This window comes from Thiococcus pfennigii (assembly GCF_016583835.1).
Taxonomy (GTDB): domain Bacteria; phylum Pseudomonadota; class Gammaproteobacteria; order Chromatiales; family Chromatiaceae; genus Thiococcus; species Thiococcus pfennigii.
On record NZ_NRRW01000001.1, the window covers coordinates 165,748 to 191,703 of the forward strand.

26 protein-coding genes are annotated in these 25,956 nt (G+C 69.7%); 10 read left to right on the forward strand and 16 right to left on the reverse strand.

What is annotated here, in order from left to right:
• Positions 1 to 240 precede the first annotated feature (240 nt).
• Positions 241 to 720 (reverse strand): Tat pathway signal sequence domain protein, encoded by a 480-nt coding sequence (locus tag CKO41_RS00705; RefSeq protein ID WP_242463841.1) that lies wholly within the window; start codon positions 718 to 720, stop codon positions 241 to 243.
• A 75-nt stretch (positions 721 to 795) separates the two neighbouring features.
• Positions 796 to 1,560 carry a YwaF family protein gene (locus CKO41_RS00710; RefSeq protein ID WP_200251129.1) on the reverse strand — a complete coding sequence of 255 codons (765 nt, stop codon included), beginning with the start codon at positions 1,558 to 1,560 and terminating at the stop codon, positions 796 to 798.
• A 107-nt stretch (positions 1,561 to 1,667) separates the two neighbouring features.
• On the opposite strand from CKO41_RS00710, the gene CKO41_RS00715 reads away from it, so the two are divergent.
• The 5 genes from CKO41_RS00715 (at position 1,668) to CKO41_RS00735 (ending at position 5,847) form a co-directional block, all read left to right on the forward strand.
• The gene (locus CKO41_RS00715; protein WP_200251127.1) at positions 1,668 to 2,444 is read left to right on the forward strand and encodes a DUF2189 domain-containing protein; all 777 of its coding nucleotides are present in this window, start codon (positions 1,668 to 1,670) and stop codon (positions 2,442 to 2,444) included.
• 289 nt (positions 2,445 to 2,733) lie between these two features.
• Positions 2,734 to 3,312, forward strand: a complete 579-nt coding sequence (locus CKO41_RS00720; protein WP_200251125.1) for a Tll0287-like domain-containing protein — start codon at positions 2,734 to 2,736, stop codon at positions 3,310 to 3,312.
• Between the two features lie 44 nt (positions 3,313 to 3,356).
• Complete coding sequence (locus CKO41_RS00725) at positions 3,357 to 3,884, forward strand: hypothetical protein (RefSeq protein WP_200251122.1); 528 nt, start codon at positions 3,357 to 3,359, stop codon at positions 3,882 to 3,884.
• Positions 3,885 to 4,051: 167 nt separating this feature from the next.
• The gene (locus CKO41_RS00730; protein WP_200251119.1) at positions 4,052 to 5,245 is read left to right on the forward strand and encodes a protoporphyrinogen/coproporphyrinogen oxidase; all 1,194 of its coding nucleotides are present in this window, start codon (positions 4,052 to 4,054) and stop codon (positions 5,243 to 5,245) included.
• Positions 5,246 to 5,367: 122 nt separating this feature from the next.
• Positions 5,368 to 5,847, forward strand: a complete 480-nt coding sequence (locus CKO41_RS00735; protein ID WP_200251116.1) for a CreA family protein — start codon at positions 5,368 to 5,370, stop codon at positions 5,845 to 5,847.
• A 213-nt stretch (positions 5,848 to 6,060) separates the two neighbouring features.
• Here the strand turns inward: CKO41_RS00735 and CKO41_RS00740 are convergent, their stop codons facing one another.
• Positions 6,061 to 6,528 (reverse strand): hypothetical protein, encoded by a 468-nt coding sequence (locus tag CKO41_RS00740; protein ID WP_242463842.1) that lies wholly within the window; start codon positions 6,526 to 6,528, stop codon positions 6,061 to 6,063.
• 286 nt (positions 6,529 to 6,814) lie between these two features.
• On the opposite strand from CKO41_RS00740, the gene CKO41_RS00745 reads away from it, so the two are divergent.
• Together CKO41_RS00745 and CKO41_RS00750 are read left to right on the forward strand one after the other, a co-directional pair.
• On the forward strand, positions 6,815 to 7,516 hold the full coding sequence (locus CKO41_RS00745) for an ankyrin repeat domain-containing protein (RefSeq protein WP_200251113.1): 702 nt from the start codon (positions 6,815 to 6,817) through the stop codon (positions 7,514 to 7,516).
• Positions 7,506 to 7,796, forward strand: coding sequence for a hypothetical protein (locus CKO41_RS00750; RefSeq protein ID WP_200380957.1), 291 nt, complete (start codon positions 7,506 to 7,508; stop codon positions 7,794 to 7,796). The genes CKO41_RS00745 and CKO41_RS00750 overlap by 11 nt, the downstream gene beginning before the upstream one ends.
• 120 nt (positions 7,797 to 7,916) lie before the next feature.
• Here CKO41_RS00750 and sbcB read toward each other — a convergent pair whose 3' ends face one another.
• From sbcB to rpsP, 5 genes are all read right to left on the reverse strand, one after another.
• Positions 7,917 to 9,350 (reverse strand): exodeoxyribonuclease I, encoded by a 1,434-nt coding sequence (sbcB, locus tag CKO41_RS00755; protein ID WP_200380958.1) that lies wholly within the window; start codon positions 9,348 to 9,350, stop codon positions 7,917 to 7,919.
• Between the two features lie 78 nt (positions 9,351 to 9,428).
• The gene (rplS, locus tag CKO41_RS00760; protein ID WP_200251109.1) at positions 9,429 to 9,773 is read right to left on the reverse strand and encodes a 50S ribosomal protein L19; all 345 of its coding nucleotides are present in this window, start codon (positions 9,771 to 9,773) and stop codon (positions 9,429 to 9,431) included.
• 7 nt (positions 9,774 to 9,780) lie between these two features.
• Positions 9,781 to 10,542: a tRNA (guanosine(37)-N1)-methyltransferase TrmD gene (gene trmD, locus CKO41_RS00765; protein WP_200251107.1), complete on the reverse strand. Its 762-nt coding sequence runs from the start codon at positions 10,540 to 10,542 to the stop codon at positions 9,781 to 9,783.
• Between the two features lie 2 nt (positions 10,543 to 10,544).
• On the reverse strand, positions 10,545 to 11,072 hold the full coding sequence (gene rimM / locus CKO41_RS00770; RefSeq protein WP_200251105.1) for a ribosome maturation factor RimM: 528 nt from the start codon (positions 11,070 to 11,072) through the stop codon (positions 10,545 to 10,547).
• A 27-nt stretch (positions 11,073 to 11,099) separates the two neighbouring features.
• Positions 11,100 to 11,372, reverse strand: a complete 273-nt coding sequence (rpsP, locus tag CKO41_RS00775; protein WP_200251103.1) for a 30S ribosomal protein S16 — start codon at positions 11,370 to 11,372, stop codon at positions 11,100 to 11,102.
• 220 nt (positions 11,373 to 11,592) lie between these two features.
• On the opposite strand from rpsP, the gene mgtE reads away from it, so the two are divergent.
• The gene (mgtE, locus tag CKO41_RS00780) at positions 11,593 to 13,035 is read left to right on the forward strand and encodes a magnesium transporter (RefSeq protein ID WP_200380959.1); all 1,443 of its coding nucleotides are present in this window, start codon (positions 11,593 to 11,595) and stop codon (positions 13,033 to 13,035) included.
• Positions 13,036 to 13,042: 7 nt separating this feature from the next.
• Here the strand turns inward: mgtE and CKO41_RS00785 are convergent, their stop codons facing one another.
• From CKO41_RS00785 to CKO41_RS00820, 8 genes are all read right to left on the reverse strand, one after another.
• The gene (locus CKO41_RS00785; protein ID WP_200380960.1) at positions 13,043 to 14,872 is read right to left on the reverse strand and encodes a DEAD/DEAH box helicase; all 1,830 of its coding nucleotides are present in this window, start codon (positions 14,870 to 14,872) and stop codon (positions 13,043 to 13,045) included.
• Positions 14,873 to 15,010: 138 nt separating this feature from the next.
• A complete protein-coding gene (locus CKO41_RS00790) occupies positions 15,011 to 15,466 on the reverse strand; it encodes a YaiI/YqxD family protein (RefSeq protein ID WP_200251096.1) in 456 nt (151 codons plus the stop codon).
• 109 nt (positions 15,467 to 15,575) lie between these two features.
• Positions 15,576 to 15,935: a high-potential iron-sulfur protein gene (locus CKO41_RS00795; protein WP_200251093.1), complete on the reverse strand. Its 360-nt coding sequence runs from the start codon at positions 15,933 to 15,935 to the stop codon at positions 15,576 to 15,578.
• A 239-nt stretch (positions 15,936 to 16,174) separates the two neighbouring features.
• Positions 16,175 to 16,660: a C40 family peptidase gene (locus CKO41_RS00800; protein ID WP_200251091.1), complete on the reverse strand. Its 486-nt coding sequence runs from the start codon at positions 16,658 to 16,660 to the stop codon at positions 16,175 to 16,177.
• A gap of 116 nt (positions 16,661 to 16,776) precedes the next feature.
• On the reverse strand, positions 16,777 to 17,412 hold the full coding sequence (locus CKO41_RS00805) for a PqiC family protein (RefSeq protein ID WP_200251090.1): 636 nt from the start codon (positions 17,410 to 17,412) through the stop codon (positions 16,777 to 16,779).
• A 51-nt stretch (positions 17,413 to 17,463) separates the two neighbouring features.
• On the reverse strand, positions 17,464 to 17,763 hold the full coding sequence (locus tag CKO41_RS00810; RefSeq protein ID WP_200380961.1) for a hypothetical protein: 300 nt from the start codon (positions 17,761 to 17,763) through the stop codon (positions 17,464 to 17,466).
• A gap of 4 nt (positions 17,764 to 17,767) precedes the next feature.
• Positions 17,768 to 18,238 carry a PH domain-containing protein gene (locus CKO41_RS00815; RefSeq protein ID WP_200380962.1) on the reverse strand — a complete coding sequence of 157 codons (471 nt, stop codon included), beginning with the start codon at positions 18,236 to 18,238 and terminating at the stop codon, positions 17,768 to 17,770.
• A 265-nt stretch (positions 18,239 to 18,503) separates the two neighbouring features.
• Positions 18,504 to 18,812, reverse strand: a complete 309-nt coding sequence (locus CKO41_RS00820) for a cupin domain-containing protein (RefSeq protein WP_200255593.1) — start codon at positions 18,810 to 18,812, stop codon at positions 18,504 to 18,506.
• 411 nt (positions 18,813 to 19,223) lie between these two features.
• On the opposite strand from CKO41_RS00820, the gene uvrA reads away from it, so the two are divergent.
• Together uvrA and CKO41_RS00830 are read left to right on the forward strand one after the other, a co-directional pair.
• The gene (gene uvrA, locus CKO41_RS00825; RefSeq protein ID WP_200380963.1) at positions 19,224 to 24,794 is read left to right on the forward strand and encodes an excinuclease ABC subunit UvrA; all 5,571 of its coding nucleotides are present in this window, start codon (positions 19,224 to 19,226) and stop codon (positions 24,792 to 24,794) included.
• 55 nt (positions 24,795 to 24,849) lie between these two features.
• The gene (locus CKO41_RS00830; protein ID WP_200253674.1) at positions 24,850 to 25,293 is read left to right on the forward strand and encodes a type II toxin-antitoxin system HicB family antitoxin; all 444 of its coding nucleotides are present in this window, start codon (positions 24,850 to 24,852) and stop codon (positions 25,291 to 25,293) included.
• Positions 25,294 to 25,956: the final 663 nt, after the last annotated feature.

Here is a 25,956-nt window from a genome sequence, read left to right on the forward strand (position 1 = left end):
GGGGCCAGCGCCGAATCGCCCGGCTGGACCGCGCCTTGCGACACGGCGTTCGTTGCGACCGATGGGTCGGCCTCGACGGGCGCCGTCACCGGCGCGACGGTCGTATCGTCTTGATCGGTCATTCGATGTGCCCCAGCTATGAGCGCTGGCCCGCGTCGGCCGTCGGGCGGCGCTGGACCGTTTCCAGGTTGAAGCGTTGCCTGCCCCGCCGCATCCGCTCCGGGCGCGACCGGGCCACGGTCACTTGAACAGACCCACCGGTGTGCGCGAGGAAAGGGCGATCTTGTCGAGGCAGCCCGCCACGGGCAGGCTGGCGGCGGCGCAGCGCACCAGATCGTTGACGAGTATGCGCCCGAGCGCATCGCACCGGGTCGCGGCGATCTCGAAGAGCTTGACGGTCGTCTTGGCGGGGGCGATCGGCGCGGCATCGAGGGTCAGGCGCCGCAGGATGAGGCCATCGGTGTCGAACAGGACCAGATCGAGCTGCAAGGCGTCGAAGGCGAGCCCGGTCGCATTGTCGAAGACCAGATAGGCCAGGCAGGACCCGTCGCGCCCTTCGAGCTTGTTCAGTTCGATGCCGAGCGGCCCGTCGGCCAACGACACCGCCGACCCGAGCCCTGCGATCGCCGCCACCGCGAGCGCCGCGACCATGGGGCCGCGGCGCCCCGCTTGGGCCGGCCGCTTCGTGAGGATCCGTCTTGACCAAGAGACCTTGCGCATTGCCCGTGCCATCCATCCGGCGAATCAATCGCGATAAATTCTCATTCCCATTCTACGAGAGATAGGCCGCGTCCTTCAAGGACCCGCTGCTCGGCGATCAGCGCGCCGTGGCCCCTCGGGCGGGCGGCGCGCGAGGAGCGGCCGCCCGGCGATCAGGTCCGCGATCAGGAACGGCAGATAGTAGACGAAGCAGGAGACGAGACCGACGCCGACCAGGCCTAGGATGTACCAGGGCCAGGGGCCGAGATGGTCCATCAGCGAGGCCTGCGACGGCTTGGCGCAGAGGTAGAGGTAGTTGGTGTCGAGCCAGAGGTTGAGCGGCGCGATGATCGGGATCAGCGCGAGGACGGCGGCGACCGACCAGGCGATCGAAGCGACATGGGGGCGGAAGCGATAGACGAGCATCGCATAGAGGACGCCGACGACGACCAACCCATGCCCGATGAAGAAGACGAGGTAGGCCGGCGCCGGGAAGCCGAGGGTCAGGTCCGGCGTGAGCAGGGCCTGGAGCGTGCCGGCGCAGGCCCAGAAGTAGACGATCTCGTAGGCGCGATAGGAGCGCGCGATCAGCATCCAGGCGGTCACGAAGATCGCAATGCCACACAGGTGCAGCGGCAGCACATGGTTCCAGGCGCGCCCATAGAGGGTGATTTGCAGCCAGATCGTCAGCCCTTCGTGGACGATTAGGAGGACCCCGATCAGCACCCCCAGGCGCTGCTGCCAACCCGGCGTGAGCACCCGTCGCGCGAGCAGCGCCACGCCGAGGGCGACGGCGGCGATCCCTGCCAGCGTCGCCAGGTGGGCGGCCCCGAACAGGGTGAATGCCTCGGCCGTATGCATCGCCTTGCCCCTCGTGTGCGTTCAGACCATGCGCCTTGAAGGTCGCGCCCCGAGGCTCGATTAAGCGGAGAGGCCGTCCCGCCGGCCACCACGATAAGGAGGACACCATGGCCACCCACCCGCTGTCGTCCGCCTCGGCCCAGTCCCCGGGACCGCCCGAGATCCGCCAGATCGACCTCGCCGCGCCCTTCGCCTGGCTCGCAGCCGGCCTGCGCACCTTCGTCGCCGCCCCACTCTACAGCCTACTCTACGGCGCCCTGTTCGCCCTCGCCTGCCTGGGGACAATCGCGCTGACTCGCCAGCTGCCCTGGCTGACGATCACCTTCGTGACCGGCCTGCTACTGATCGGCCACTACTTGGCTGCCGGTCTCTACCCGGCCGCCGAACAACACCGCCAGGGCCAGCCGATCCGCATCGGCGCGGCCCTCGCGCAGTTGCGGAGCCGCGCCACCAATCTCGCCTTCTTCGCCGTCTTCCTCGTTCTGGTGATGACCGCCTGGGTCCGCCTCTCCTCGCTCCTCTTCGCCTTTATGTTCACGACCCTCTCGCCGCCGATCGATGGGCTTCTCGGGATCTTCTCCGGCCGCGCCGACCCGATCGTCCTCGGCTTCTTCATCCTCATCGGCTTCGCGCTGGCACTGACGGTCTTCGTCTGCAGCGCCATCGCCGTACCGCTGATCGTCGATCGCGACCAGAGCCCGGTGACGGCCATCGTCATCAGCGCCCGGGCGGTGATGCGCAACTGGCGTGCGATGCTCCTGTGGGCAGCGCTGATCACGGCCGCGACCCTGATTGGGATCTCGACCGCCTTCGCCGCAATGCTCGTGATCTTCCCGATCCTCGGCTATGCGACCTGGCACAGCTACCGCGCCCTCATCGCCTGAGCCCACACCCGCCCAAGGCCCGTGCGGGGCGCCGTGCGGTTCCTTGGCCCACGCCCTTTGGGGTAGACTTCGGCGGCAACGACGACCAGGCCAGCCGTCGGCTCGCCAGGGGGCGACGGCTTCGAGCTGCACCGTCCGCACTCGGCGATGGCCGGCCGTATGCCGGAGACCTCGCGGCGGAATCCCGAGGCGCACCCGGCGAACCGGATCGACACCCGCGGGGCCTTGCCATCGCACGATCTTGCGCCCGGCCATCCCGAAACCCAACGATGACGAGGAGTCCCAGTCGATGAAGACCCGCCACCTGATCGGCAGCCTGCCCCTGCTCACCCTCTGTTGCGGCCTCGCGAGCGCCGCGGACGAGGCACCCAACCCGAACGTCGCCGAGGCGAAGGGCATCATCCAGCAGTTCGCCACAGAACTCCAGGGCGAGCTCCAGGCGGCGATGCAGGAGGGCGGCCCGGTCCAGGCCATCGAGGTCTGCAAGGAGCGCGCCCCCGGCATCGCCGAGGAACTGTCGGCCCAGACCGGCTGGACCGTGGGCCGCACCAGCCTGAAGACGCGCAATGTCGCGCACAATCGCCCGGATCCCTGGGAGGCCGAGGTCCTCGCGCGCTTCGATGCCCGACAGGCGGCTGGCGAGGATGTCCAGACGATGGCCTATGCCGAGGTCGTGGACGGGGAGGACGGCAAGCGGTTCCGGTTCATGAAGGCCATCCCGACCGCCGAGATCTGCCTCGCGTGCCATGGCCAGGACGTCGCCCCCAAGGTTGCCGAGGCGCTCGACGCCGCCTACCCGGACGATCAGGCCCGCGGCTACGAGGTCGGCGAGGTCCGTGGGGCCTTCAGCCTGAGCAAGCCGCTCTGAGTGCCGACCGCGCGGCCTGACCTCCCGCCGCTGGACCCAAGACCATGAGCCCCGCGCGATTCGATCTCCTCTTCAGTGGTGCGCTCGTCCCCGGGACGGACCTTCAGGAGGCGCGCCAGCGCCTCCAGGAACTGTTCCGGCTGACCGATGAGACCTCCTACCGCCTCTTCAGCGGCCAGCGAGTGACCGTCAAACGCAACGTCGACGAGGAGACGGCGGCACGGTATCGCGAGCGCTTCCGCGTCGCCGGCGCCCTGCTCCAGATCGTCCCGGTGAGCACCCCGGAGGGTCCGGCCGAACCCGAGCCACCGACCACGCAGGCCGATGTCGCTCCGAACGCCCAGCACCTGTCGCTGGCGCCACCCGGCGCCGTCCTCGGTGAGGTACCAAGGTTCGCCACCGCCCGCGCGCCGGCGCCCGACACCAGTCACCTGACTCTCGTCGCCGGCGACGACTGGGACCTCGCGGACTGTGCCCCGCCGCGGACCGCGCCAACCCCACCGGAGACTCCCCACCTGGCAATGGAGGCGATCGAGCCGCGCCACACCGCCGCGGACGAGCCGATCATCTAACGCCGGAGGACGCCCTTCTCGACCCCGGGGATGAACACGCGGCCACCTTGCCGGATCTCCCGTGCCTCGGCGCTCGCCTCCCGAGAGCGGACGCCGTCGCGCGGCCGCGGCGCCCCTCGAAAGTAATCGCGACAGCCGTCGCACCTGTATTTATCGGTGATACGCCCATGGACTACGACCACATCGTCATCGGCGCCGGCATCAGCGGGCTTGGAGCTGCCCACTTCGCCGCCCGCGCCGGCCACCCATCGCTCGTCCTCGAGCGCAGCGAGCGCATCGGCGGCTGCATCCACAGTCACCGATTCGCCCGCTGCGGCGACTTCTGGACCGAGGCCGGCAGCCATACCGGCTTCAACAGCTACGGCACCCTGCTGTCGGTCCTCGAGGACCTCGATCAGATGGCTCGTCTGACGGCCAAGGACGAAGCCCCCTATCGGCTTTGGCGCAACGGGCGGCTCGCCAAGGTCACCTCGGCCCTGCATCCGCTGGAGGCGGCCGTCTCGCTGCCGCGACTCTTCACGACACGAAAGACCGGGGCCAGCGTCGCCGAGTATTACGGTCGCGGGATCGGCCGGCGCAACTACCGCGATCTGCTCGGCCCGGCCTTCCAAGCCCTGATCTGCCAGCCGGCCGACGACTACCCAGCCGAGCTCCTGTTCCGCCGCAAGCCGCGGCGCAAGGACGTGCTGCGCAAGTTCACGATGCCGACCGGCCTCTCCGAGATCCCGACCGCCCTCGCCGGCCAGGCCGACATCGAGGTGCGCACCGGCCAGGAGGTCGTCGCCATCGTCCGCGATGGTCCGGGCTACCGCGTGCAGCTCGCCGACGGCGACGAGCTCGGCTGCCACTATCTGACGTTGGCCGCGCCCCCGAATGTCGTCACGCGCCTGCTCCCCGACGACCTGGCCGCGGCCAAGGCCGCCGTCGGCACCGTCGGCATGGCCGAGATCGAGACCCTGCTACTCGCCTTCCGCACGAGCGACCTCGACCTGCCGCGCCTCGCCGGGCTGATCTCGGTCGACGACGCCTTCTACTCGGCCGTCTCGCGCGACTACCTCGCCGACCCCGAGTACCGCGGCTTCGCCTTCCACTTCCGGCCCGGTGCACTCGCCCCCGAGGCCCGGATCGCGACGGCCTGCCGAGCGCTCGGCGCCGACCCGGCCAAGGTCGTCGAGGTCGCCCAGGTCGCCAACCGCCTCCCGGCCCTGCGCAAGGGGCACCAGGCCATCGTCGAGCAGCTCGACGCCGAGCTCGCGGGCGGTCGCCTCGCGGTCACCGGAAACTGGTTCTACGGTGTTTCGCTGGAGGACTCGCTAAGCCGCAGCCGCCAGGAACATGGGCGCGTCTTCGGCGAGGCCTGAGACACCAGCGGCCGCGCGCCCCCAGCCCGCGTCCCGGTCGGCCGGTGCGCGATGCGAGACCCCACGAAACTCTCGAGAGCCGCCCACGCCGGGCGGCGCCAAGACACACTGAAGGAAGACTCATGAAAAGGCATCTGCCACTGCTCCTCGCGACCCTGTTCGTGCTGCCAGCCGCCGGCTCGGCGGACGTGATCGGCGAGGTCAGCACCAAATTCAAGGTGCTCGGTCCGAACGACAAGATCGTTGTCGAGGTCTTCGACGACGAGGACATCCCGGGCGTCGCCTGCTATCTGAGCCGCGCCAAGACCGGCGGCATCTCGGGGGCCGTCGGCGTCGCCGAGGACACCTCGGACGCCGCCATCGCCTGCCGGCAGATCGGCCCGATCCAACTGCCCGAGGACATCCGCAACAACGAGCGCGACGGCGAGGAGGTCTTCAAGAAGCGCACCTCGCTGCTATTCAAGACGATGCAGGTCGTGCGCTTCTACGACGCCCCGCGCAATGTCCTCGTCTACCTCACCTACAGCGACCGCATCATCGAGGGTTCGCCGAAGAACAGCATCTCGGTGGTGCCGATCCAACCCTGGACCATCAAGGAGTGAGGCCGGCCCGCGCACGGCGGCTTCGTTCCGATCGGCGAGAGGATGCAGACGATGCGTACCGGCGGACCCAGCCGGCGGTGCCTGCACGGGGCCCGCTGGCGGACGATCCGGGCGGACGGTGGCGAGCCGGCCCCTGCGGCAGGGAGCCGCGTCGATCGAGGTTGGGCGTGCCGGTACGACCGTCGCTGAGAAAGAACAGGCGGACCTGCGCCATCACTCGCCGCCCGGCTGGGGCGGCCCGGGGGCGTCGGCGTCGCGCAGGACCATCCGTTCGACGTCGGCCAGCGTGACCCGCTGGCCGTCGAGGGTGACGAAGGTGCGGCCCTTCACATCACCGCGACGCGCCTGGAAATAGCTGATTCGCCCGGTGTTGGCGTTGATGACCTGGACCGTCACCGGCTCGCGCTCCCACAGCCAGTGATCGACCAGGAAATAGCCGACGCCCAGGACCGCCAGACCGAGCAGCGCGCGGCCGACCGCGCGCATCCGATGCGGCGGTACGGTATGACGGGAATGCCGCTGCGGTGGCGCCTCGGCCCCGCGCCCCCGGATGACGAGATAGGCAACCAGGACGACCGCGAGCGTGACGAGGATCTGACCGAGCATGGTGCGATAAGGTAGCACGCAGCCCCGAGCCACGCCACGGATCGGGCCGCCGTCAGCCGTCGGCAACGAGCTCATCGCCTCGTTCGTGAAGCATGCCTGGCGCTATTGCCCGTCACCGATGCGTGAGTCGCCGATGGGGGCAGCGTGTCGCTCGGGCGCGGCTCGATGGGGGCAAGCGGCCGGAGGCTGACGGCCGATCGCGCCATCCGGGTTCCAACCGTCTCGGGAAAGGCCGGGGGAACGGGTCGGTCCTGTCCGCAACGCTGTGCCTGCTTGCGGACGCCGGAGGTCAGCCCTTACCATCGATGCCGACCCTGCGATGCCCGACCCTGCGATGCCCGACCGCGGACCAATCATTCAGATGCCCCGTCTCGTCACCCTGCTGTCGATCTGCCTCGTCGCCCTACTCGCGTGCAGCGCCCCGCAGGAGCCGACGGTCAACCTGTTTCGGGCCGTCGAACTCGGCGACCTCGACCAAGTCGAGCGCCACCTGTACTGGGATACGGATCTGGAAGAGACCGATGCCGCCGGCGACCGACCGCTGCACATCGCCGCGCAGCAGGGACGGATCGCGATCGCCCGGGCACTGGTGCGCCACGGCGCCGACCTCTCGGCCCGCGACGGCGATGGCCATACACCGCTGGAGGTCGCCCTGATCCGCGGCCGCACCCAACTCGCCGAGATGCTGATCGACGAGGGCGCGCCGCTCGCGGCCCAAGACATGCTGTTCCGCCTAGTCCGCGAAGGCGTCTCCGATCGCGACAGCCTCGCCTTCCTGGTCGAGCGGGGCGCCGATCTCGACGCCCGCGATGCCGACGGCCTGGCACCGATCCACCGGGCGGTCGCCGATGGCCGACTGGAACTGACGACGCGACTGATCCGCGCTGGGATCGATATCAATCGGCACGATGAGGCTGGCCGCACGCCGCTCGCAATCGCGCTGACCAACGGCGATCGCGATATCATCGCGCTACTGCGGCAATTCGGGGCCCAGACCACGGGCCAACCGCCGCTCACCGACCAACCCACCGAGGCGACGACCGAGATCGCAAATGATCGATAACGTGGAAGACTTGACCGTGTCATACACGGATGGCGGGATCGAAACCGTCAAGGAGCTCGACAAGGTGATCCTCTCCAAGGGGAGCTGGACGACCATCCTGTTCCGCTACCAGGACTGGGACCGCGCCAAGGAGGCCTATGGACCGGACAAGTTCACGATCCGCCGCTACCAGAAGCGCAACGGCGAGTACCGCCAGCAGTCGAAGTTCAACATCTCCAGCCGCGCCCAGGCCGAGGCCCTGATCCAGGGCCTGCAACGCTGGCTCGACGACGCCGACTGACGGCCCGCCCGGTCATCGCACCACCTACCAGCGCATCGCCCGCCGCACCGCCGGCCGTTGGATGAGCCAAGACCCCACCTGGCACCGCTCCGGGTCGTCGAAGCCTACTTGATCCGTACCCTATCCGGCGTCCATGACCTGCTCGGCCCAGGCCGCCAGCTCGTCGAGGACGGCGAGCTTGGCCGGGGCACCGTGACATTCCGCGCGCAGCTCGCCCAGGCGCTGCTCGAAGGCATCGAGGACGATGCTGCCGCCGGCCTCGGGGTCGGTCAGGCGCGCGAGGCGATAGGCATCCCACTCCTCGCGTTCCTCGTCGCTCAGGGTCTCGGGCCAGTTGCGGGCGCGATAGCGCCACAGCATCTCGGGCAGGCGCGGGTCCTCGAACATCGGGCGCCCCACCGCGAGGTCCTCCGGGGCCAAGCGACGCAGCCGCTCCAGTAGGCGCCGATCCGCATCCCCGATGAAGCCGCCGCTGTAGAGCATCAGGTCTGGATCGCTCGGCGCCTCGCGCACAGGGGTCTGGTAGGCCAGCGCGAGCCGGTCGCCGAGGGTCTTCAGCGCCGTGCTCGACCCGGCGTGCCGCTCGACCCGCTCGCGCTCGATCGCCCAGCGCTCGGCGGCCTCCGGCGTCAGCGTCGCCAGCGGGGCGAGGAAGGGCGCGCGGTTCGCGTGCACCGCCTTGACCGGGATGCGCGGCGCATCCGGGCCGCGCTCGGCGGCCGGCGTGAAGAGGCGCACGCGCAGCGCCTCGACGTCCAGGGCGGCGAAGGCGGCCGGGTCCTCACGCAGATCGAAGACGAGGACGGCATTGGCGTTGGTCGGATGGGGGGCGACCGGCAGCACCGGGGCGATGCAGCCCTGCCCGGCCGGATAGCGGGCCGACACGTGCAGCAGCGGCCGACCCTCAGCCAGCATCCGGAGCACGCGGTGCTTGTCGCGCAGCCCGAGGGCGTAGTCGAACAGCTTGGGCAGGGCCTCTTTGAGGCGCCGGGCCAGCGCGATGGTCGCCTGCACGTCGGCGAGGGCATCGTGCGCGGCGCCGTGCTCGATCCCGTTCGCGGCCGTCAGATCCTCGAGCCGGAACGATGTCGTCCCGTCGTCGCGCGCGGGCCAGTCGATGCCGGCTGGACGTAGCGCGTGGGCCGCGCGCAGCACGTCGATCAGGTCCCAGCGGGAGTTGCCGTTGCGCCACTCGCGGGCGTAGGGGTCGAAGAGATTGCGATAGAGGAGGTGACGAGTGACCTCGTCGTCGAACCGCAGGCTGTTGTAGCCGGCCCCACAGGTGCCGGGCTCGGCGAGTTCGCGCTCGATGGCGGCCGCGAAATCGGCCTCGATCAGGCCATCACGCGCGGCACGTTGCGGCGTGAGACCGGTGATCAGGCAGGCCTCGGGCTGGGGTAGGAGATCGTTCGCCGGACGGCAATAGCGCACGAGCGGCGCCCCGACCGGGTTGAGATCGGCGTCGGTGCGCTGCCCGGCGAACTGGGCCGGGCGATCCCGCCGCGGATCGGCCCCCCAGGTCTCGTAGTCGTGCCAGTAGAACGTCTCGGCCACGCCGCCGCCCACCGGGACAACCGCAGGGTCCATCACCCGGTCGCGCGGGCGATGGAGAGCCGCGCCTGTCCCCGGCGATCAGACCTTTTCCTTGATGCGGGCGGCCTTGCCGCTCAGCTCGCGCAGGTAGTAGAGCTTGGCGCGGCGCACGTCGCCCTTGCGCTTGACCTGGATGTCGGCGATGGTCGGGCTGTAGGTCTGGAAGACCCGCTCGACGCCCTCGCCATGGGAGATCTTGCGCACCGTGAAGGCCGAGTTCAGGCCGCGGTTGCGCTTGGCGATGACGACGCCCTCGAAGGCCTGCAGGCGCTCGCGATTGCCTTCCTTGACCTTGACGTTGACGACGACCGTGTCACCCGGGGCGAATTCCGGGATCTCGCGGCCCATCTGCTCTCTCTCGAGCTCCTCGATCACGTTGCTCATCTCTTTGTCAGCTCCTGTTCCGATCCGGTGCACGGGATCGATACACCTGGATAAATTCATCGAGCAGCGCACGCTCTGCGTCGCTGAGGCCGCGCCGCTCCAATAGATCCGGACGGCGCAGCCAGGTCCGTCCGAGCGACTGCTGCAAGCGCCAGCGGCGGATCGCCGCATGATCGCCGCTCAGCAGCACCGGCGGCACGCCCAGGCCATCGATGACCTCAGGGCGCGTGTAGTGGGGGCAATCGAGCAGCCCGTCCACATGGGAGTCTTCGTGCGCCGAGTCCGCATGGCCCAGCGCCCCCGGCAGCAGCCGGATGACCGCATCCATGACGACCATCGCCGGCAGCTCGCCGCCGCTCAGCACATAGTCGCCGATCGACCATTCCTCGTCGACGCAACGCTCGATCAGTCGCTCGTCGATCCCCTCGTAACGGCCCGCGATCAGGATCCAACCAGGCGCTGCGGCGATCTCGCCGATGGCCGCCTGATCCAGCACCCGCCCCTGCGGCGAGAGGTAGGCGACCCGCGCGTCGCCGGCGGCCTCGCGCGCCGCCCCCAGGGCGGCCCGCAACGGGGCGACCTTCATGACCATTCCGGGTCCGCCGCCGTAAGGCCGATCGTCGACGGTGCGGTGGACGTCCTCGGTGTAATCCCGCGGATTCCAAAGGTGCAGCGACGCCAGCCCGCGGCTCAGGGCCCGCCCGGTCACCCCATGTTCGGCCCAGACCCGCACGAGGTCGGGGAACAGGGTGATCAGGTCGAAGCGCATCGTCAGAAATCTGGGTCCCAGTCGACGATCATTCGGCCTTGCGCGAAATCGACGTCCTTGACGACGTCGTCCCAGACGAACGGCAGCAGCCGCTCGCGCTCGCCGCGCACGACGATCACATCGTTGGCCGCGGTGGAGAACAGGTGGTCGATCCGCCCCAGGGGGCAACCACCGACCGTCTCGACCGCAAGGCCCTCCAGGTCGATCCAGTAGAACTCATCCGCACGCGCCGGCGGCAGCTGGTCGCGCCGCACGGCGATGGTCTCGCCGATCAGGGTGGCCGCCTGGTCACGGTCCTCGCAGCCTTCCAAGCGGACGACGACGCCCTTGCCCTGGCGCTGACCTTCGGCGACCCGGCAGGGCCGCACCGCGGCACCGCCCGCCTCACCGAGATACCAGGGCGCATAGCGCAGGATATTCTCCCGCGGCTCCGTCTCGGAGAAGACCTTGACCCAACCGCGAACCCCGAAGAGGCCCGTGATGCGCCCGAGTACGACCAGGCGTGCCCCGCTGTCCGCGGCCGTCGTCATCGACCCGCCGCCCGTCGCGCGTGGCGATCAGGCCGCGACCGGGGTCGACTCCAGACCTTCGCTCGCCGCCTGCTTCAGCAACTGGGCGACGCGCTCGGTCGGCTGGGCACCCTGACCGAGCCAGTGCTCGGCACGCTCACGGTCCAGGCGCAGTTTGGTCTCGCCGCCGACGGCGCAGGGATTGTAGAAGCCGATGCGCTCGATGTAGCGGCCATCGCGCTTGGCGCGGATGTCCGCCACGACGATCTGATAGAAGGGATGCTTCTTGGCACCGCCCCGAGTCAAACGAATCGTAACCATAGATTGTCTTCTGATCCTGACGCAGACAGAGGAGGGAAAAATCCCGTGCACGTAAACGAGCAAATATACATGAAATCTGAGAAATTGGAAGCGTAACGGCGCGTCGATTTTCCGCTGGCCTACCCCGCCGGCGGCCCTCGCGGCCCGCTCGCCAGCCGGCGCGGAAACCCGTACAGTGCGCCACTCGCCCCATCTTGCCTTTCCTGCCCGGCCCGAACCGATGAGCCAGCACGATCCGCGTGATCCGGACACCCTACCCCGTCACTTGCATGACGTGCAGCAACTGCTGTCGCGCCAGCGGCTCGTCGAGGGCCTGGTCCACCGCCAGTCGATGCCGCACCAGGATCTGGTCGAGTCGATCGTCCACAGACAGCATACGACGGCGCTGAGGCGCAAGCTCGATCGGCTGCACCCGGCCGACATCGCCTGGATCCTCGAGGCCCTGCCGCTCGCTGACCGGCTGCTCGTCTGGGACCTGGTCCGATCGGAGAAGGACGGCGAGATCCTGCTGGAGGTCTCCGACGCCGTCCGCGATGGCCTGATCGCGACCATGGACCGCGCGGAGCTGCGCGCGGCCGCCGAGACCCTCGACGCCGACGAGCTCGCCGATCTGGCGCCGAGCCTGCCGCCGGACCTGATGCAGGAGGTCCTCGACGATCTCGACCACGAGGAGCGCCGACAGGTGCATGCGGCGATGTCCTATCCGGAGGACACGGTCGGCGCCCTGATGGACTTCGACATGGTCACGGTGCGCGCGGACGTGACGCTCGAGGTGGTGCTGCGTTACCTGCGCCGCTTCGAGGCCCTGCCCGACCACACCGACCAGATCTTCGTCGTCGACCGCGCCGAGCGCCTGCGCGGCATCCTGACGTTGGAGTCGCTGCTCATCAGCGACCCGGAACGCGCAGTCGCCGAGGTGATGCAGCGCGAGGCCGTGATCAGCTTCGCCCCGGAGGATGATGCCGGCAGCGCCGCCCAGGCCTTCGAACGCTACGACCTGGTCTCGGCGCCCGTCCTCGATGCGGCACGGCGCGTCATCGGCCGCCTGACCGTCGCCGACATGGTCGACTATATCCGCGAGGAATCCGAGGCCGAGATCCTGAGCCACGCCGGCCTGCGCGAAGAAGAGGACATCTTCGCCCCGGTGATCCGCTCGGTGAAGAATCGCTGGGCCTGGCTCGCGATCAATCTGGTCACGGCCTTCGTCGCCTCGCGCGTCATCGGCCTGTTCGAGGGTTCCATCGAGCAGTTGGTCGCGCTGGCCGCGCTGATGCCGATCGTCGCCGGAGTCGGTGGCAACGCCGGTAACCAGACGATCACGATGATCGTGCGGGCGATCGCGATGGGGCAGATCCAACCCTCGGCGCTGCGCCGACTGCTGGGCAAGGAACTCGGGGTCGCCCTCATCAACGGCCTGGTCTGGGGCTGCGTGCTCGGCCTCGTGGCCTGGGCGCTCTACGGCAACCCGGCGCTCGGTCTGGTCATGACCGCTGCCATGATCTTGAACCTGCTGCTCGCCGCCATCGCCGGGGTCCTGATCCCGCTGATCCGTCAGCGCCTCGGCAAGGACCCAGCGCTCGGCAGCTCGGTGTTGATCACCGCAATCACGGACTCCGGTGGCTTCTTCATCTTCCTCGGCTTGGCGACGCTCTTCCTGCTGTAGTGCGCGATCAGCCCAAGCGCTTCGAGCGCGGCGGCCGATCGCCGGCGACCCGCCCGGAACGACCGCCCTTGCCCGCCGGGCGGCCTTGCGGGCCACCGCGATCACTGCCGCCGCCGCGCCGGTCGTCACGCCCCGACCCGCGCGCCCCCGGCTCGGCCGCGCGCAGTTGCAACGGCTTGCCGCAGACATAGACCCGCTGGAGCTGCTGCATCAGGGCGCGTGGCATCTCGGCCGGCAGGTCGACCAGCGAATGATCATCGCGGATCGCGATGCGGCCGATCTGACGCCCGTCGATCCCAGCCTCGTTGGCGATCGCGCCGACGATCTCGCGCGGACCGACCCCATCGCGCCGGCCGACCTCGATGCGATAGGGGATCAGCCCGGCATCGTCGCCGCGCGGCGCACGCGGACCGCGTCGCTCGTCCGGACCCCGCCCGGGACGCTCGTCGCGACCGCCTCCCTCGCCCCGCTCGCGCCGGGCGCGCCGATCCGCGTCGGCGCGCGGCACAGGGACCTCCGGCACGACCAGCGGCCGCTCGCGCTGCACCAGATAGGCGAGCGCCGCGGCGATATCCATGACCTCGAGCTCTTGTTCGTGCGCGATGCGTCCGACCAGACGGTAGAAGAAATCCATGTCCTGCTCGGCGAGGGCCGCGCGCAGATCGGTCGTGAAGCGCCCGATCCGCGACTCGCTGACGGCCTCGGCCGAGGGGATAGCCATCGCCGGCACCGTCTGGCGGATGGTCCGCTCGATGGCCCGCAGCAGGCCGCGCTCGCGCGGCTCGACGAACAGCAACGCGCGGCCGGTGCGACCCGCGCGGCCGGTCCGCCCGATGCGGTGCACATAGGCCGACGGGTCGTTCGGGATGTCGTAGTTGATGACCAGGTTGATCCGCTCGACGTCGAGGCCGCGGGCGGCCACGTCGGTCGCGACCAGGATGTCGAGCCGCCCGTCGCGGAAGCGCTCGACGGTGCGCTCGCGCATCGCCTGATTCATGTCCCCGTTGAGCGCCTCGGCGGCGAAGCCGTGGGCGCAGAGCCGCTCGGTCAGTTCGACCGTCTCGGTCTTGGTGCGCACGAAGATCAGGATCGCATCGAACGGCTCGATCTCGAGCACCCGGGTCAGCAGGTCGAGCTTGTGATAGCGCGTGACCAGGCAGTGATGTTGATCGATCGTGTCGACCGTCTCCGAGCGGGCCGCGACCTTGATCTCGACCGGCTCGCGCAGGTGCGTCTGGGCGACGCGGCGGATCGCCGGGGGCATGGTCGCCGAGAACAGGGCCACCTGCCGTTCGCTCGGGGCCTGGGCGAAGATCCAGTCGATGTCCTCGGCGAAGCCCATGTTGAGCATCTCGTCGGCCTCGTCGAGGACCAGCGTGCGGATGCCATCGAGCGACAGGGTGCCGCGGCGCAAGTGGTCCATGATCCGCCCGGGCGTGCCGACGATGACCTGCGGCCCGCGCCCGAGCTGACGGATCTGGAGCCCGTAGCTCTGGCCGCCGTAGAGCGGCAGCACATGAAAGCCGCGCAAGAACTGGGCGTAGGACTGGAAGGCCTCGGCCACCTGGAGGGCGAGCTCGCGGGTCGGGGCCAACACCAGCACCTGCGGATGCGCCTCATCGAGCGAGATGCGGCTGAGCAGCGGCAGCGCGAAGGCCGCGGTCTTGCCGGTGCCGGTCTGGGCCTGACCGAGCAGGTCGCGCCCGGCGAGCAGGTGAGGGATACACTGGGCCTGAACGCCGGTCGGGGTCTCGTAGCCGAGCGACTGGACGGCCTGCAGCACGGCCGGCGCGAGCCCGAGCCCCGAAAAATCGGCGGGAACGTCTGGAGAATCCATGTTTAGAGCGGCAACCTCGAGGGTGGCGGGCGACCCGGACAGCGCGTGCGCAGGATGGGCCGAAGCGACGAGAAAGGGGTGTAAGTATAAGGCCAACCCGGGCGAGATCCCAGGGGCCGAGACATGAACGACGGACGGTCAGTCGGCAGCGGCGCGGCGTGTCAACAGTCGATCCAGGGCGTTGGCGAAGGCCTGCCGTTCCGGCGCACCCAACGGCGGGGGACCGCCGGTGATCTCGCCGGTCCCGCGCAACTGGTCGAGGAAGTTGCGCTGCGCCAGGCGCTGCTCGATGTTCTCGGTGGTGAAACGCTCGCCGCGCGGGCTGATGACCTCGCCCCCGGCGGCGATGACCTCGGCGGCCAGCGGGATGTCGGCGGTCACCACCAGATCGCCTGGGGAGAGCCTCCCGAGGATGGCGTTGTCGGCGACGTCGAAGCCGCGCGCGACCTGCACGGCGCGGATCCATCGCGACGGGGGCACGCGCAAGGTGTGATTCGCGACCAGGGTCAGCCGGACCTCGACCCGCTCCGCGGCGCGATAGAGGATCTCCTTGATCGCGACCGGACAGGCATCGGCATCGACCCAGATCTGCATGCGCGCGGCCCCGCGAGGGCTCCGTGATGGCGCCGGGCGGACCGGCGGAAACGCGAAGCGGGGCCGCAGCCCCGCTTGGTCAACCCGTGATCGGGCGACGCGACGCGCCTCAGGCCGGCTTGACGGCCCAGGACGTGCACCAGCCGTTCTCGCTGACGGCCTTGCCCGGGAACAGGCTGCAGGGACGCCACTCGCCGCTGTCGGCCTGCACGAAGGCGCAGTTGGCACAATGCTGCTCGGCCGGCGGCAGGTCCTTGCCGGTGTTGGCGGCACGCTTGTCGGACGTCGCGGCGTCATGGACGTAGTTCAGCGCCTGAGCGATCGGGTCGGTGGCCGGATCGACATGGGGCAGATCCGAAGCCCGGGCGGTACCCAGGCCAACCAGGTTGATGACCGGGATCGCGGCGAAGCCGCCCACCATCATCTTCACAGCGTCACGACGGCTCTTGCAGATTGGCTTATCGGACATGACTGTCGACTCCTTACTCGTTGTAGTGCTCGGATAAGGACATCTGGCCTCGGAGAGCCCTTCGGCACGGTGTCCTACCGCTCATTGTGCACCAAGGGTACGGAAAAGGCGAGTAAGGGGGCGCTGGCGAATCTCCGCCTCCCGGGGTCATCGCATTCGGCGCCCCGGGGCCCGGACCGGCGCCAATCGGCCAACGGCGCGCCGATAGGGGCCGGCTTGCGGCAAGGGACCACCCGCCATCAATCGAGATAACTGCCGGCGCCGCGGTAGTGTTGCTGCCAGTAGGGCGTGCTCAGCCGCGAGACCAGCACCTGGCCCTGCGACGTCGATGCGTGAACGAAGCGGTCGCGGTCGATCATCAGGCCGACGTGGTACTCGCCGGGCCCGATCCGAAAGAAGACCAGATCGCCCGGCCCCGGAGGACGGGCGGTGACGCGGGCGGCGGCCCGCTGCTGCTCGGTGGACACCCGCGGGATACGCACCCCGGCGGCGAGATGGGCGACCTGGGTCAGGCCGCTGCAATCGAGGCCCTCGCCCGGCGCCGCGCCGCCGTAGAGGTACGGGGTGCCGACCTGCGAGAGGGCCGCGGTGACGACCTCCTGCCGTTCCTGGATACGCGGCAGGCCGGCATACGCGTCGTCGCGGTGGCCCATGCTGCCGCATCCCGGCAGCAAGAAACCGATGGCGACGAGGCCGAGCCAAGCGGGCGGCAGCGAGGGGGTCATCTTAAAGCCCTTTCCGCAATAGTCGCGCAGACCTTTGTTTCCTCTTTCTAGTTCAAACCCAGTTCTAGTTCAAACCCAGCCCCCTGTCAAACCGGACCATCGACCCTGGGCGGCGCTCAGCTGAAAGACGGCTCCACGGGCGGCCGTGGCCGCGGCAGCCGCCGTAGCGCATCGGCCACATCGCGACTGAAGTCCCCGAGCACGGCGCTCAGGCCAGAGACGAGGGCCGCCTCCTCGACGCCCCCCTCCGCGGCGACCGGCACCGCCCGACGATAGGTCTCCTCGCGCACGAGCAAGCCCTTGTCGCGATAGGGATCGAGGACGGACCAGCGCACCTTGAGCTGGACGGTGCCATCCGAGTGGCCCTCGAAGCTCAGCACCTCGGCGACGACGCGGAAATCGACCGGGGTCTTGACCTCGGTCGGAAAGACGTAGACCTGCCCGGTGCCGAGCAGGTGGGCAAGGTTCTCGCCCCAGACCCGCAGGAAGTCGTCATCGAGCGAACCGCCCCAGCGATGGAACTCGTCGAAGCGCAACTGCACGCCGTCGCGCACGACGATCTGTGGCCGGTCGAGGAAATGCGGCAGCGCCAGCGGCCCGAGACCGACCCTCGGACCGCGATCGCCGAGCGCCGTGGCACGGGCGCTGGCCTCGCCGATCGGCGCCAGGGTGTAGAAGGTCGACGGCGGGCTGCTCGCGCAGCCGACCAGGCCGACGAGCACCGGGACGGCGTACCAACGCCAAGTCTTCATTGCAGCGATCTCCTTGAACGAAGCCGATGACCAGACGCCCGGCCGAGGCGCCTAAAAGACCCAGGCGATCAACAGCGTGATGATGGCGAAGAACGCGAAGAAGGAGCCGAGCATGAACTGGAGCTCACCGAGCAGACCATCGCCGGCGACCAGCGCGAAGAGGACGAGCAGCGCCACCGTCGTGACGAAGCCCCAGACCGCGGCCTCCTTGAGGCCGAGCCCGGCATCGAACGCCGCGACCGCCCCCGCACCGAGCGGCACCGCCACCACCGCGAGGATGCCGACCAGCACGACGGCGGCGACCACGAGCAGCGCCAGCAGCCTGAGGTCGCCACGGTTGTCGCCGCCCACGGCCTCAGCCCCCGACGCCCGACTGCCCCTTGATGAGGTCGCGGATGCGGTGCGGCTCGGGCAGCCCGCGCACGATCACCTCCGGCTCGTCCCCGGCAGTGTAGATGGTCAGGTCGCCGGCGCCCATGATGCGCTGGAAGAGGCTCTGGGCGATCCGAACCGTGCGCACCGAGGCCATGTTGATCTCGGTGTACTGCTTGCTCAGCAGGCCGTGGGTCCAGACGATCTCGTCCTCCTTGATGATCAGGTGATCGGTCTTGGTCGCGATGAACCAGGCGATGAGCAGCAGGAAGCCCAACCCGAACATCGCCAGCCCGATGATCCCGCCCGGCAGCCCGCCCAACAGTTCCAGCGGCCGCTGGCCGAGCAGCGCCGCGAGCGCGATCCCGCAGACCACCATCAGGATGGCCAGGATGGTGCCGAACGGCTTGGTCCGGATCAGGGACGGATAGGCATCGTAGAGGACCTGAGACATGATGGTGCTCCCTTGCAACCATGGGGCGATTGGACTGGGCCTCGACACGCGCGAAGGCCCCGACGAAGACTGCTCGCACGCGCGCCACGAGGGGCGTCGAACGCGCCGCGGGGTGTGCCGGCGATGGTATCAGCTGCCCTGGCGGGGCGCCACGCTGCCCGGCGAACGGGAGGCGCGCATCGCCCGGGGGGATCCGGATCGCCCGATCCAGGCCCGCTGCGGCGATGCGGTCGGCCCTGGACCATCGAGCGCTGCGGCACCGAGATCAGGGCTCGATATGCACCGCGAGCCACAGGCAGCGCGGCTCGTCCGATGTGGCGAGGACGCGGTGGCGGGTGCGGGCCGGGATGAACAGGTGGTCGCCCGGCCCCATCTCCAGGACATCGCCGGCCAGCTCGAGCCGGGCCCGCCCGGCGAGCAGGACGACCCACTCGTCCTGCGGCTGGTCGTACCAGGCCGGATCCGGCATCGGGCTGCTCACGATGCGCTCGATCCGCACGTTGCGGCAGCGCAGCAGCTCGTCGAAGGCCTCGCCGGTCGCGAGGACCGGCCGATCGGCGAAGAGATTTTCCATCGCAGGGACCTCGCTCACCAATGGTTCGGCGGTCATGATAGGCGGTATATCGGCACCGTGAAGGCTCAAAGCTAGAAAGAGGATCTTGCATTGGTCGGCCGTTTCTGATCAAAGGGTTGCAAGAGATCACGGAAGTTCCGAATCTTCGGGTCTTCGTGCTCTGCGCGGATCCGTCACCCTTTCTTCGAGCCGTGACGATTCACAAACGACCGGCACATCTTCTTCGAACTACGAAACAGACCGAAACACGCGAAAAGGCGGAATCGACGCAGGAGCATCTGCCATTTTTCGCGACTTTCGCGTATTTCGTAGTTTCTCGTCTTCCGCGTGCTCGTATCGGTTGTTTCCGCACCGTCCAGAATGGCCACTGATCCCGTCAACTCCGCCCCTGCCCGAGGAGCCGCCCCGCCGATGTGTGACGACCACCCCGCCATCCGCCTGCGCGGCGTGCGCCAGAACAACCTCAAGGGCCTGGATTTGGACCTGCCGCTCGGCGAGCTGATCGTGATTACCGGGGTGTCGGGCTCGGGCAAGTCCTCGCTCGCCTTCGACACCCTCTACGCCGAGGGCCAGCGCCGCTACGTCGAGACCTTCTCGCCCTACGCCCGCCAGTTCCTCGACCGCCTCGACCGACCGCGCGCCGACGCGGTCGACGGCGTCCCGCCGGCGATCGCGATCGACCAGACCAACCCGGTGCGCACGTCGCGCTCGACGGTCGGGACCATGACCGAACTGAACGACCACCTGAAGCTCCTCTTCGCCCGTGCCGCCCGCCTCTACTGCCACGGCTGCGGGCGCGAGGTGCGCCGCGACACCCCCGAATCGATCTGGACGGACCTGCTCGCGCGCACCGAAGGCAAGGCGCCGCGTTGCCTGATCGTGTTCCGCGTCGCGGTACCGGCCAGCCTCGACACGCAATCGGTCAAGGAGATGCTCGCCCAGCAGGGCTACGTCCGCCTACTCGGCGAGGACGCGAGCGGCATCGCCGTCATCCAGGACCGGCTCGCGCTACGCCTGGACAACCAGGGCCGCGCCATCGAGGCCCTCGAGGTCGCGTTGCAGAAGGGCCACGGCCGGGTCCTGGTCTATCCGGTCGACGCCGACCGCCGGCCGGGCGAGCCCTGGCGCTACTCCAGCGACCTGCATTGCCCGGACTGCGACCTGGACTACCGCGCGCCGACGCCGAGCCTGTTCTCGTTCAACTCCGCGGTCGGCGCCTGCCCGACCTGCCGCGGCTTCGGCCGCACGATCGGCATCGACTGGGACCAGGTCATCCCCGATCCGGGCAAGACGCTGCTGGAGGGTGCCGTCAAGCCGTTCCAGTCGGACAGCTACTCGGAGAGCCAGGAGGACCTGATCGGCTTCGCCAACCGCCGCGGCGTGCCGGTCGACGTGCCCTGGCGCGACCTCCCGGAGGCCGACCGGCACTGGGTCATCGACGGCGAGGGCGACTGGGACGCCGGCCTCTGGTACGGCGTGCGACGCTTCTTCGCCTGGCTCGAGGGCCGTGCCTACAAGATGCACGTGCGGGTGCTCCTGTCGCGCTACCGCGCCTACGACGAATGCCCAACCTGCCAGGGCGCCCGCCTCAAGGACGAGGCGCTCGACTGGCGGATCGGCTCGGCGGAGCTCGCCGAGCGCACGCTGCCCGCCACGCGGCGCTTCCGCCACGCCCGCGTGACCATGCCGTCGGCCGCCTGGGCGGCCCTGCCCGGGCTCGGCCTGCACGACCTCGTCTGCCTGCCGATCGCCGCCTGCCGCGCCTTCTTCGACGCGCTGCGCCTCGAGGGCGCGATGGACCAGGCCCTCGAGCTGCTGCTCACCGGCATTCGTTCAAGGCTGCGTTATCTCGATACGGTCGGTCTCGGCTATCTGACCCTCGATCGCCAGTCGCGGACCCTCTCGGGCGGCGAGGTCCAGCGGATCAACCTGACCACGGCGCTCGGCACCGCGCTGGTCAACACCCTGTTCGTCCTCGACGAGCCGAGCATCGGCCTGCACCCGCGTGACATGGATCGGGTCATCGCCGTCCTCGAGCGGCTGCGCGACCAGGGCAATTCGCTGGTCGTCGTCGAGCACGACCCGCAGGTCATGCGCGCCGCCGACCGCATCCTGGATCTAGGGCCCGGCCCGGGCGAGCGCGGCGGTGCGATCTGCTTCGAGGGCTCGCCGGCGGCGCTGATCGCCGCGCACGGCTCGCTGACCGGCGATTATCTGGCCGGCCGCCGGCGGGTCGCCGAGCCGCAGCCGCCTCGTCCCTTCAGGCCCGGCGAGCCGAGTCTCCGGGTCCGCGGCGCGCGCGCCCATAACCTGAAGGGCCTCGACGTCACGATCCCGCTCGGGCGGCTGGTCTGCGTCACCGGCGTCTCGGGCTCGGGCAAGTCGACGCTGGTCCACGAGGTCCTCTACCGCGGTCTGGCCCGGCTCAAGGGCCACCCGGACGGCACGCCCGGCGCCCACGAGGGCATCGACGGCCACGAGACGATCGGCGACGTGAGCCTGCTCGATCAGTCCGGCATCGGGCGCACCGCCCGCTCCTGCCCGGCGAGCTTCGTCGGCGCCCTCGACCCGTTGCGCCGGCGCTTCGCCCAAACGCCCCTCGCCCGCGAGCGCGGCTACACGGCCGGCACCTTCAGCTTCAACGCGGGCGACGGGCGCTGCCCGACCTGCGGCGGCAACGGCTTCGAGCACGTCGAGATGCAGTTCCTCTCCGACGTCTACCTGCGCTGCCCGGACTGCGACGGGCGGCGCTACCGCCCGGCTGTCCTCGAGGTGCGCCTGCCCGGCCCCCCGGATGGCGCACCCGGCCCGTCGATCGCCGACGTCCTCGACTGGACCGTCGACGAGGCCCTCGCCCACTTCGCCGGCGACCCGGACCTCACCCGCACGCTCGAGCCCCTCACCGCCGTCGGCCTCGGCTACCTGCGCCTGGGCCAGCCGGTACCGACCCTGTCCGGCGGCGAGGCCCAGCGCCTCAAGCTCGCCGGCCACCTGGCCAAGACCGGCCGCCGGCGGCGCGGCCGCGGCCAGCTCTTCCTGCTCGACGAGCCGACCACGGGGCTGCACTTCGCCGACATCGCGGTGCTGCTCCAGGCCCTGCGGCGGCTCCTCGCCGACGGCCACTCGTTGGTCGTCATCGAGCACAACCTGGACGTCATCGCCGCCGCCGACTGGCTGATCGACCTGGGGCCCGAGGGCGGTGCCGGCGGCGGCGCGCTGGTCTGCGCCGGCACGCCGGCCGAGGTCGCGGCGCACCCGATCAGCCACACCGGCCGGGCCCTCGCGGCCCTCGCCGAGGCGCCCACCGCCGAGGTCCCGCCGGCACGGGTCGCCGAGCCGGCGGCCGGGGCGCTGCGGCCGTCGCAGATCCTGATTCACCACGCCCGCGAGCACAATCTGAAGGACCTGACGCTGGCCATCCCGCGCGACCGCCTGACCGTCATCACCGGCGTCTCCGGCAGCGGCAAGAGCACGCTGGCCTTCGACATCCTCTTCGCCGAGGGCCAACGGCGCTATCTCGAGTCGCTGAACGCCTACGCCCGCCAGTTCGTGCAGCCGGCCGCGCGCGCCGACGTCGACGCCATCTTCGGCATCCCGCCGACGGTCGCGATCGCCCAGCGCACGAGCCGCGGCGGCCTCAAGAGCACGGTCGCGACCCTGACCGAGATCCACCACTACCTGCGTCTGCTGTTCGTCAAGCTCGGCATCCAGTACTGCCCGGACTGCGCGGTCCCGATCGAGCCTCAGCTGCCCGCCGCGCTGCTGGAGCGGATCCTGCGCGAGCAGGCCGGCCGGCGTGTCGTGCTGTTCGCCCCGCTCGTCATCGCCCGCAAGGGGCTCTACAACGAGCAGGCCGCCTGGACCGCGCGCCAGGGCTACGACTGGCTGCGGGTCGACGGCGTGCGGCGGCCGACCGAGCCCTGGCCGCGCCTCGACCGCTTCCGCGAGCACTCGATCGACCTGCCGGTCGGCGAGATCCTGATCGAGGCGCGCGCCGAGCCGGCGCTGCGCGCGCTGCTCGACGAGGCCCTCAGGCTCGGCCACGGCCTGGTGCGGGTCGCGACCGTCGTCGGCGAGGGCTGGGACGCCGAGACCGCCTACTCGACCGAACGCGCCTGCCCTGCGTGCGGGCGCGCCTTCCCGGAGCCCGACCCGCGCCTCTTCAGCTACAACTCCAAGCACGGCTGGTGCCCGAGCTGCTTCGGCACCGGCACCCGCCTCGCCGGCTTCGACGCCGAGCAGACCGGCGAGGAGACCCAGTGGCTCGACGCGGCCGCCGATCCCACCATCGGTACGGCCGCGCCCTGCCCCGCCTGCGACGGCCGGCGGCTGCGCCCCGAGGCGCTCGCGGTGCGTTTCCACGGCCGCTCGATCGCCGATTACGGGGCCCTCTCGGTCGACGCCGCGGCCGCGGCCTTCGCCGCGCTGACGCTGACCGAGCGCGAGGCGGCGATCGCCGCCGACCTGCTCGCCGAGGTCCGCCACCGGCTCGCCTTCCTCGCCGAGGTCGGCCTCGGTTACCTGACGCTCGAGCGCGCCGCGCCGACCCTCTCCGGCGGCGAGGCCCAGCGGCTGCGTCTCGCCGCCCAGCTCGGCTCCAGCCTGCAAGGGGTCTGCTACGTCCTCGACGAGCCGACGATCGGCCTGCACCCGCGCGACAACCGCCTGCTCCTCGACACCCTCGCGCGCCTGACCGGCCGCGGCAACACGGTGGTCGTCGTCGAGCACGACGAGGAGACGATCCGCCGCGCCGACCACATCATCGACCTCGGCCCAGGCGCCGGCGCGCGCGGCGGCGCGCTGGTCGCCCAGGGGACCTATGCCGAGCTGCTCGCCGACCCGAATTCGCTGACCGGCCGGTTCCTGCGCCAGCCACCGCGGCGCGCAGAGCCGCTGCGGCCGGCCCCCAGCCGCGAGCACTGGCTCGCGATCCGCGGCGCCTATGCCCACAACCTCGTGGACCTGAGCGTCCAGATCCCGCTCGGGCGGCTGGTCTGCGTGACCGGCGTCTCGGGCTCGGGCAAGTCCACGCTGGTCCATGATGTGCTGCTCGCGAGCCTGCGCACGCTGCTGCACGCCGATCGCCCCGAGACCGGTCGGGCGCGCCGCGACGAGCTGCACGGCTGTACCGGACTCACCGGCTGGCAGGGCCTCGCGCGGGTCCTGGAGGTCGACCAGACCCCGATCGGCCTGACGCCGCGCTCGTGCCCGGCGACCTACGTCGGCTTCTGGGATGCGATCCGCCGCCTCTTCGCCGCCGCCCCCGAGGCCCGCCTGCGCGGCTGGGGGCCGGCGCGCTTCTCGTTCAACACGGGTGCCGGACGCTGCCCGGTCTGCGAGGGCCAGGGCGTGCAGCGCCTGGAGATGAGCTTCCTGCCGGACGTGAAGGTCCCGTGCGAGGCGTGCGGCGGGCGCCGCTTCACGGCCGAGACCTGCGAGGTGCGCTACCTCGACCGCGACATCGCCCAGGTCCTCGCAATGGGCGTCGACGAAGCGGTCGAGGTCTTCACCGCCCACCCGCGCATCCACCACGCGCTGCGGCTCCTGCAAGCAGTCGGCCTCGGCTACCTGACCCTCGGTCAGCCGAGCCCGACCCTCTCCGGCGGCGAGGCCCAGCGCCTCAAGCTCGTCACCGAGCTGGCGAAGGCCCGCCCCTCGGCCGGCCGCATGACCCCGAGGCCAACCCTCTACCTGCTCGACGAGCCGACCGTCGGCCTGCACATGGCCGACGTCGAGCGCCTGATCGCCGTCCTGCACCGCCTCGTCGACGCCGGCCACTCGGTCCTCGTCATCGAGCACAACCTGGACCTCATCGCCGCCGCCGACTGGATCCTGGACCTCGGCCCCGAAGGCGGCGACGCCGGCGGTCGGCTCGTCGCCGAAGGCCCGCCGGAGTGCATCGCCGCCAGCGGCGATCTGCCGACCGCGGTGGCCTTGCGGCAGCATTTGCAGCGCCACCGACAAGGCGGGGCGATTCCGTGAGGATTTATCGCATCAAAGACGCGCGCGCCTTCCTGACCAAAGCGGGTATCGCACCATGAACACGATGAAATACAAGGACTACGTCGCCCGGATCGAATACGATGAAGACGATCGCATCTTCGTAGGCCACCTGGCCGGAATCGACGATATCGTCGGGTTCCATGGGACGACAGTCGACGAATTGAAGGCCAACTTCCACGAGGCGGTCGAGCGCTGCCTGGAGATCAGCGAGCGGACCGGTCGCCCACCACAGCGCCCCTACTCCGGCAAGCTGATGCTGAGGGTCAGCCCGGAAATCCACGCCGCTGTCGCCACCGCGGCGCAGGTGCAAGGCAAGAGCATCGATCGATGGGCAGCCGACGTGCGCACCGAGGCCGGCATCGAGCCCGTCGCCACCATCCGCCCCTACCTCTCGACCTTACACGAGCAGGGCGCCGACATCTTCCAAGCCCTCGTCCTCACCTTCCAGGGCAGTCCGCCCATGCCCAAGCTGGGGTAGCTGAATAGTTACGCAATCGCTTTGTGGGCCGAGGTGCGGTTGCGGTCACGCTGCGCGCCGATGTCGCGGCCTATCTGGAGGCGCGCGAAGGCCAAAGGCCTACCGTTCGGCGAGATGGTCAACGACGTGCTCGTGAAAGACATCGAGCTGATCGAGGTCGTGGCCAACTAGACGCCGGCATGAGGCCGCGAGCGTCGAGCAGAGTCGCGGCCAGGCTCGATTCAATCGAGTCGCCGACTGCTTCGCATACATGGCAGCGGTGGGGTCTCGTGCGGTGCGACGGCAAAGATGCGCGACCTCGAAGGCTGGCCCCTGAACGCTCTGTAAAGGGCACGTTGAAAAATTCAAGGTGCAGCGAAGCGGAAATCGCCTTTTCGCTTCGCGTCTTGAAAAATTGCCCGGATGGCAATTTTTCAACGTCCCCTAAATGCGCACGCCGACGCTGCCGCGGCTTGTAATCGCGTCGTGTCGGCTCAACGCCTTGAACGACACCCCTATCAACCCCTGCTGAGCGGTTCCGATGCCCTGCACTACCCCAGGGCAAACGCATCAGTCATTGCTTATAGAGTGTTGCCGGGGATGCTGACTTGAACGTGCATCACCCGGTCTGGAATAGAAGTTCTGACAGGTACTTGTCATCCCAGCCCGCTTTTAGGCGTTTGT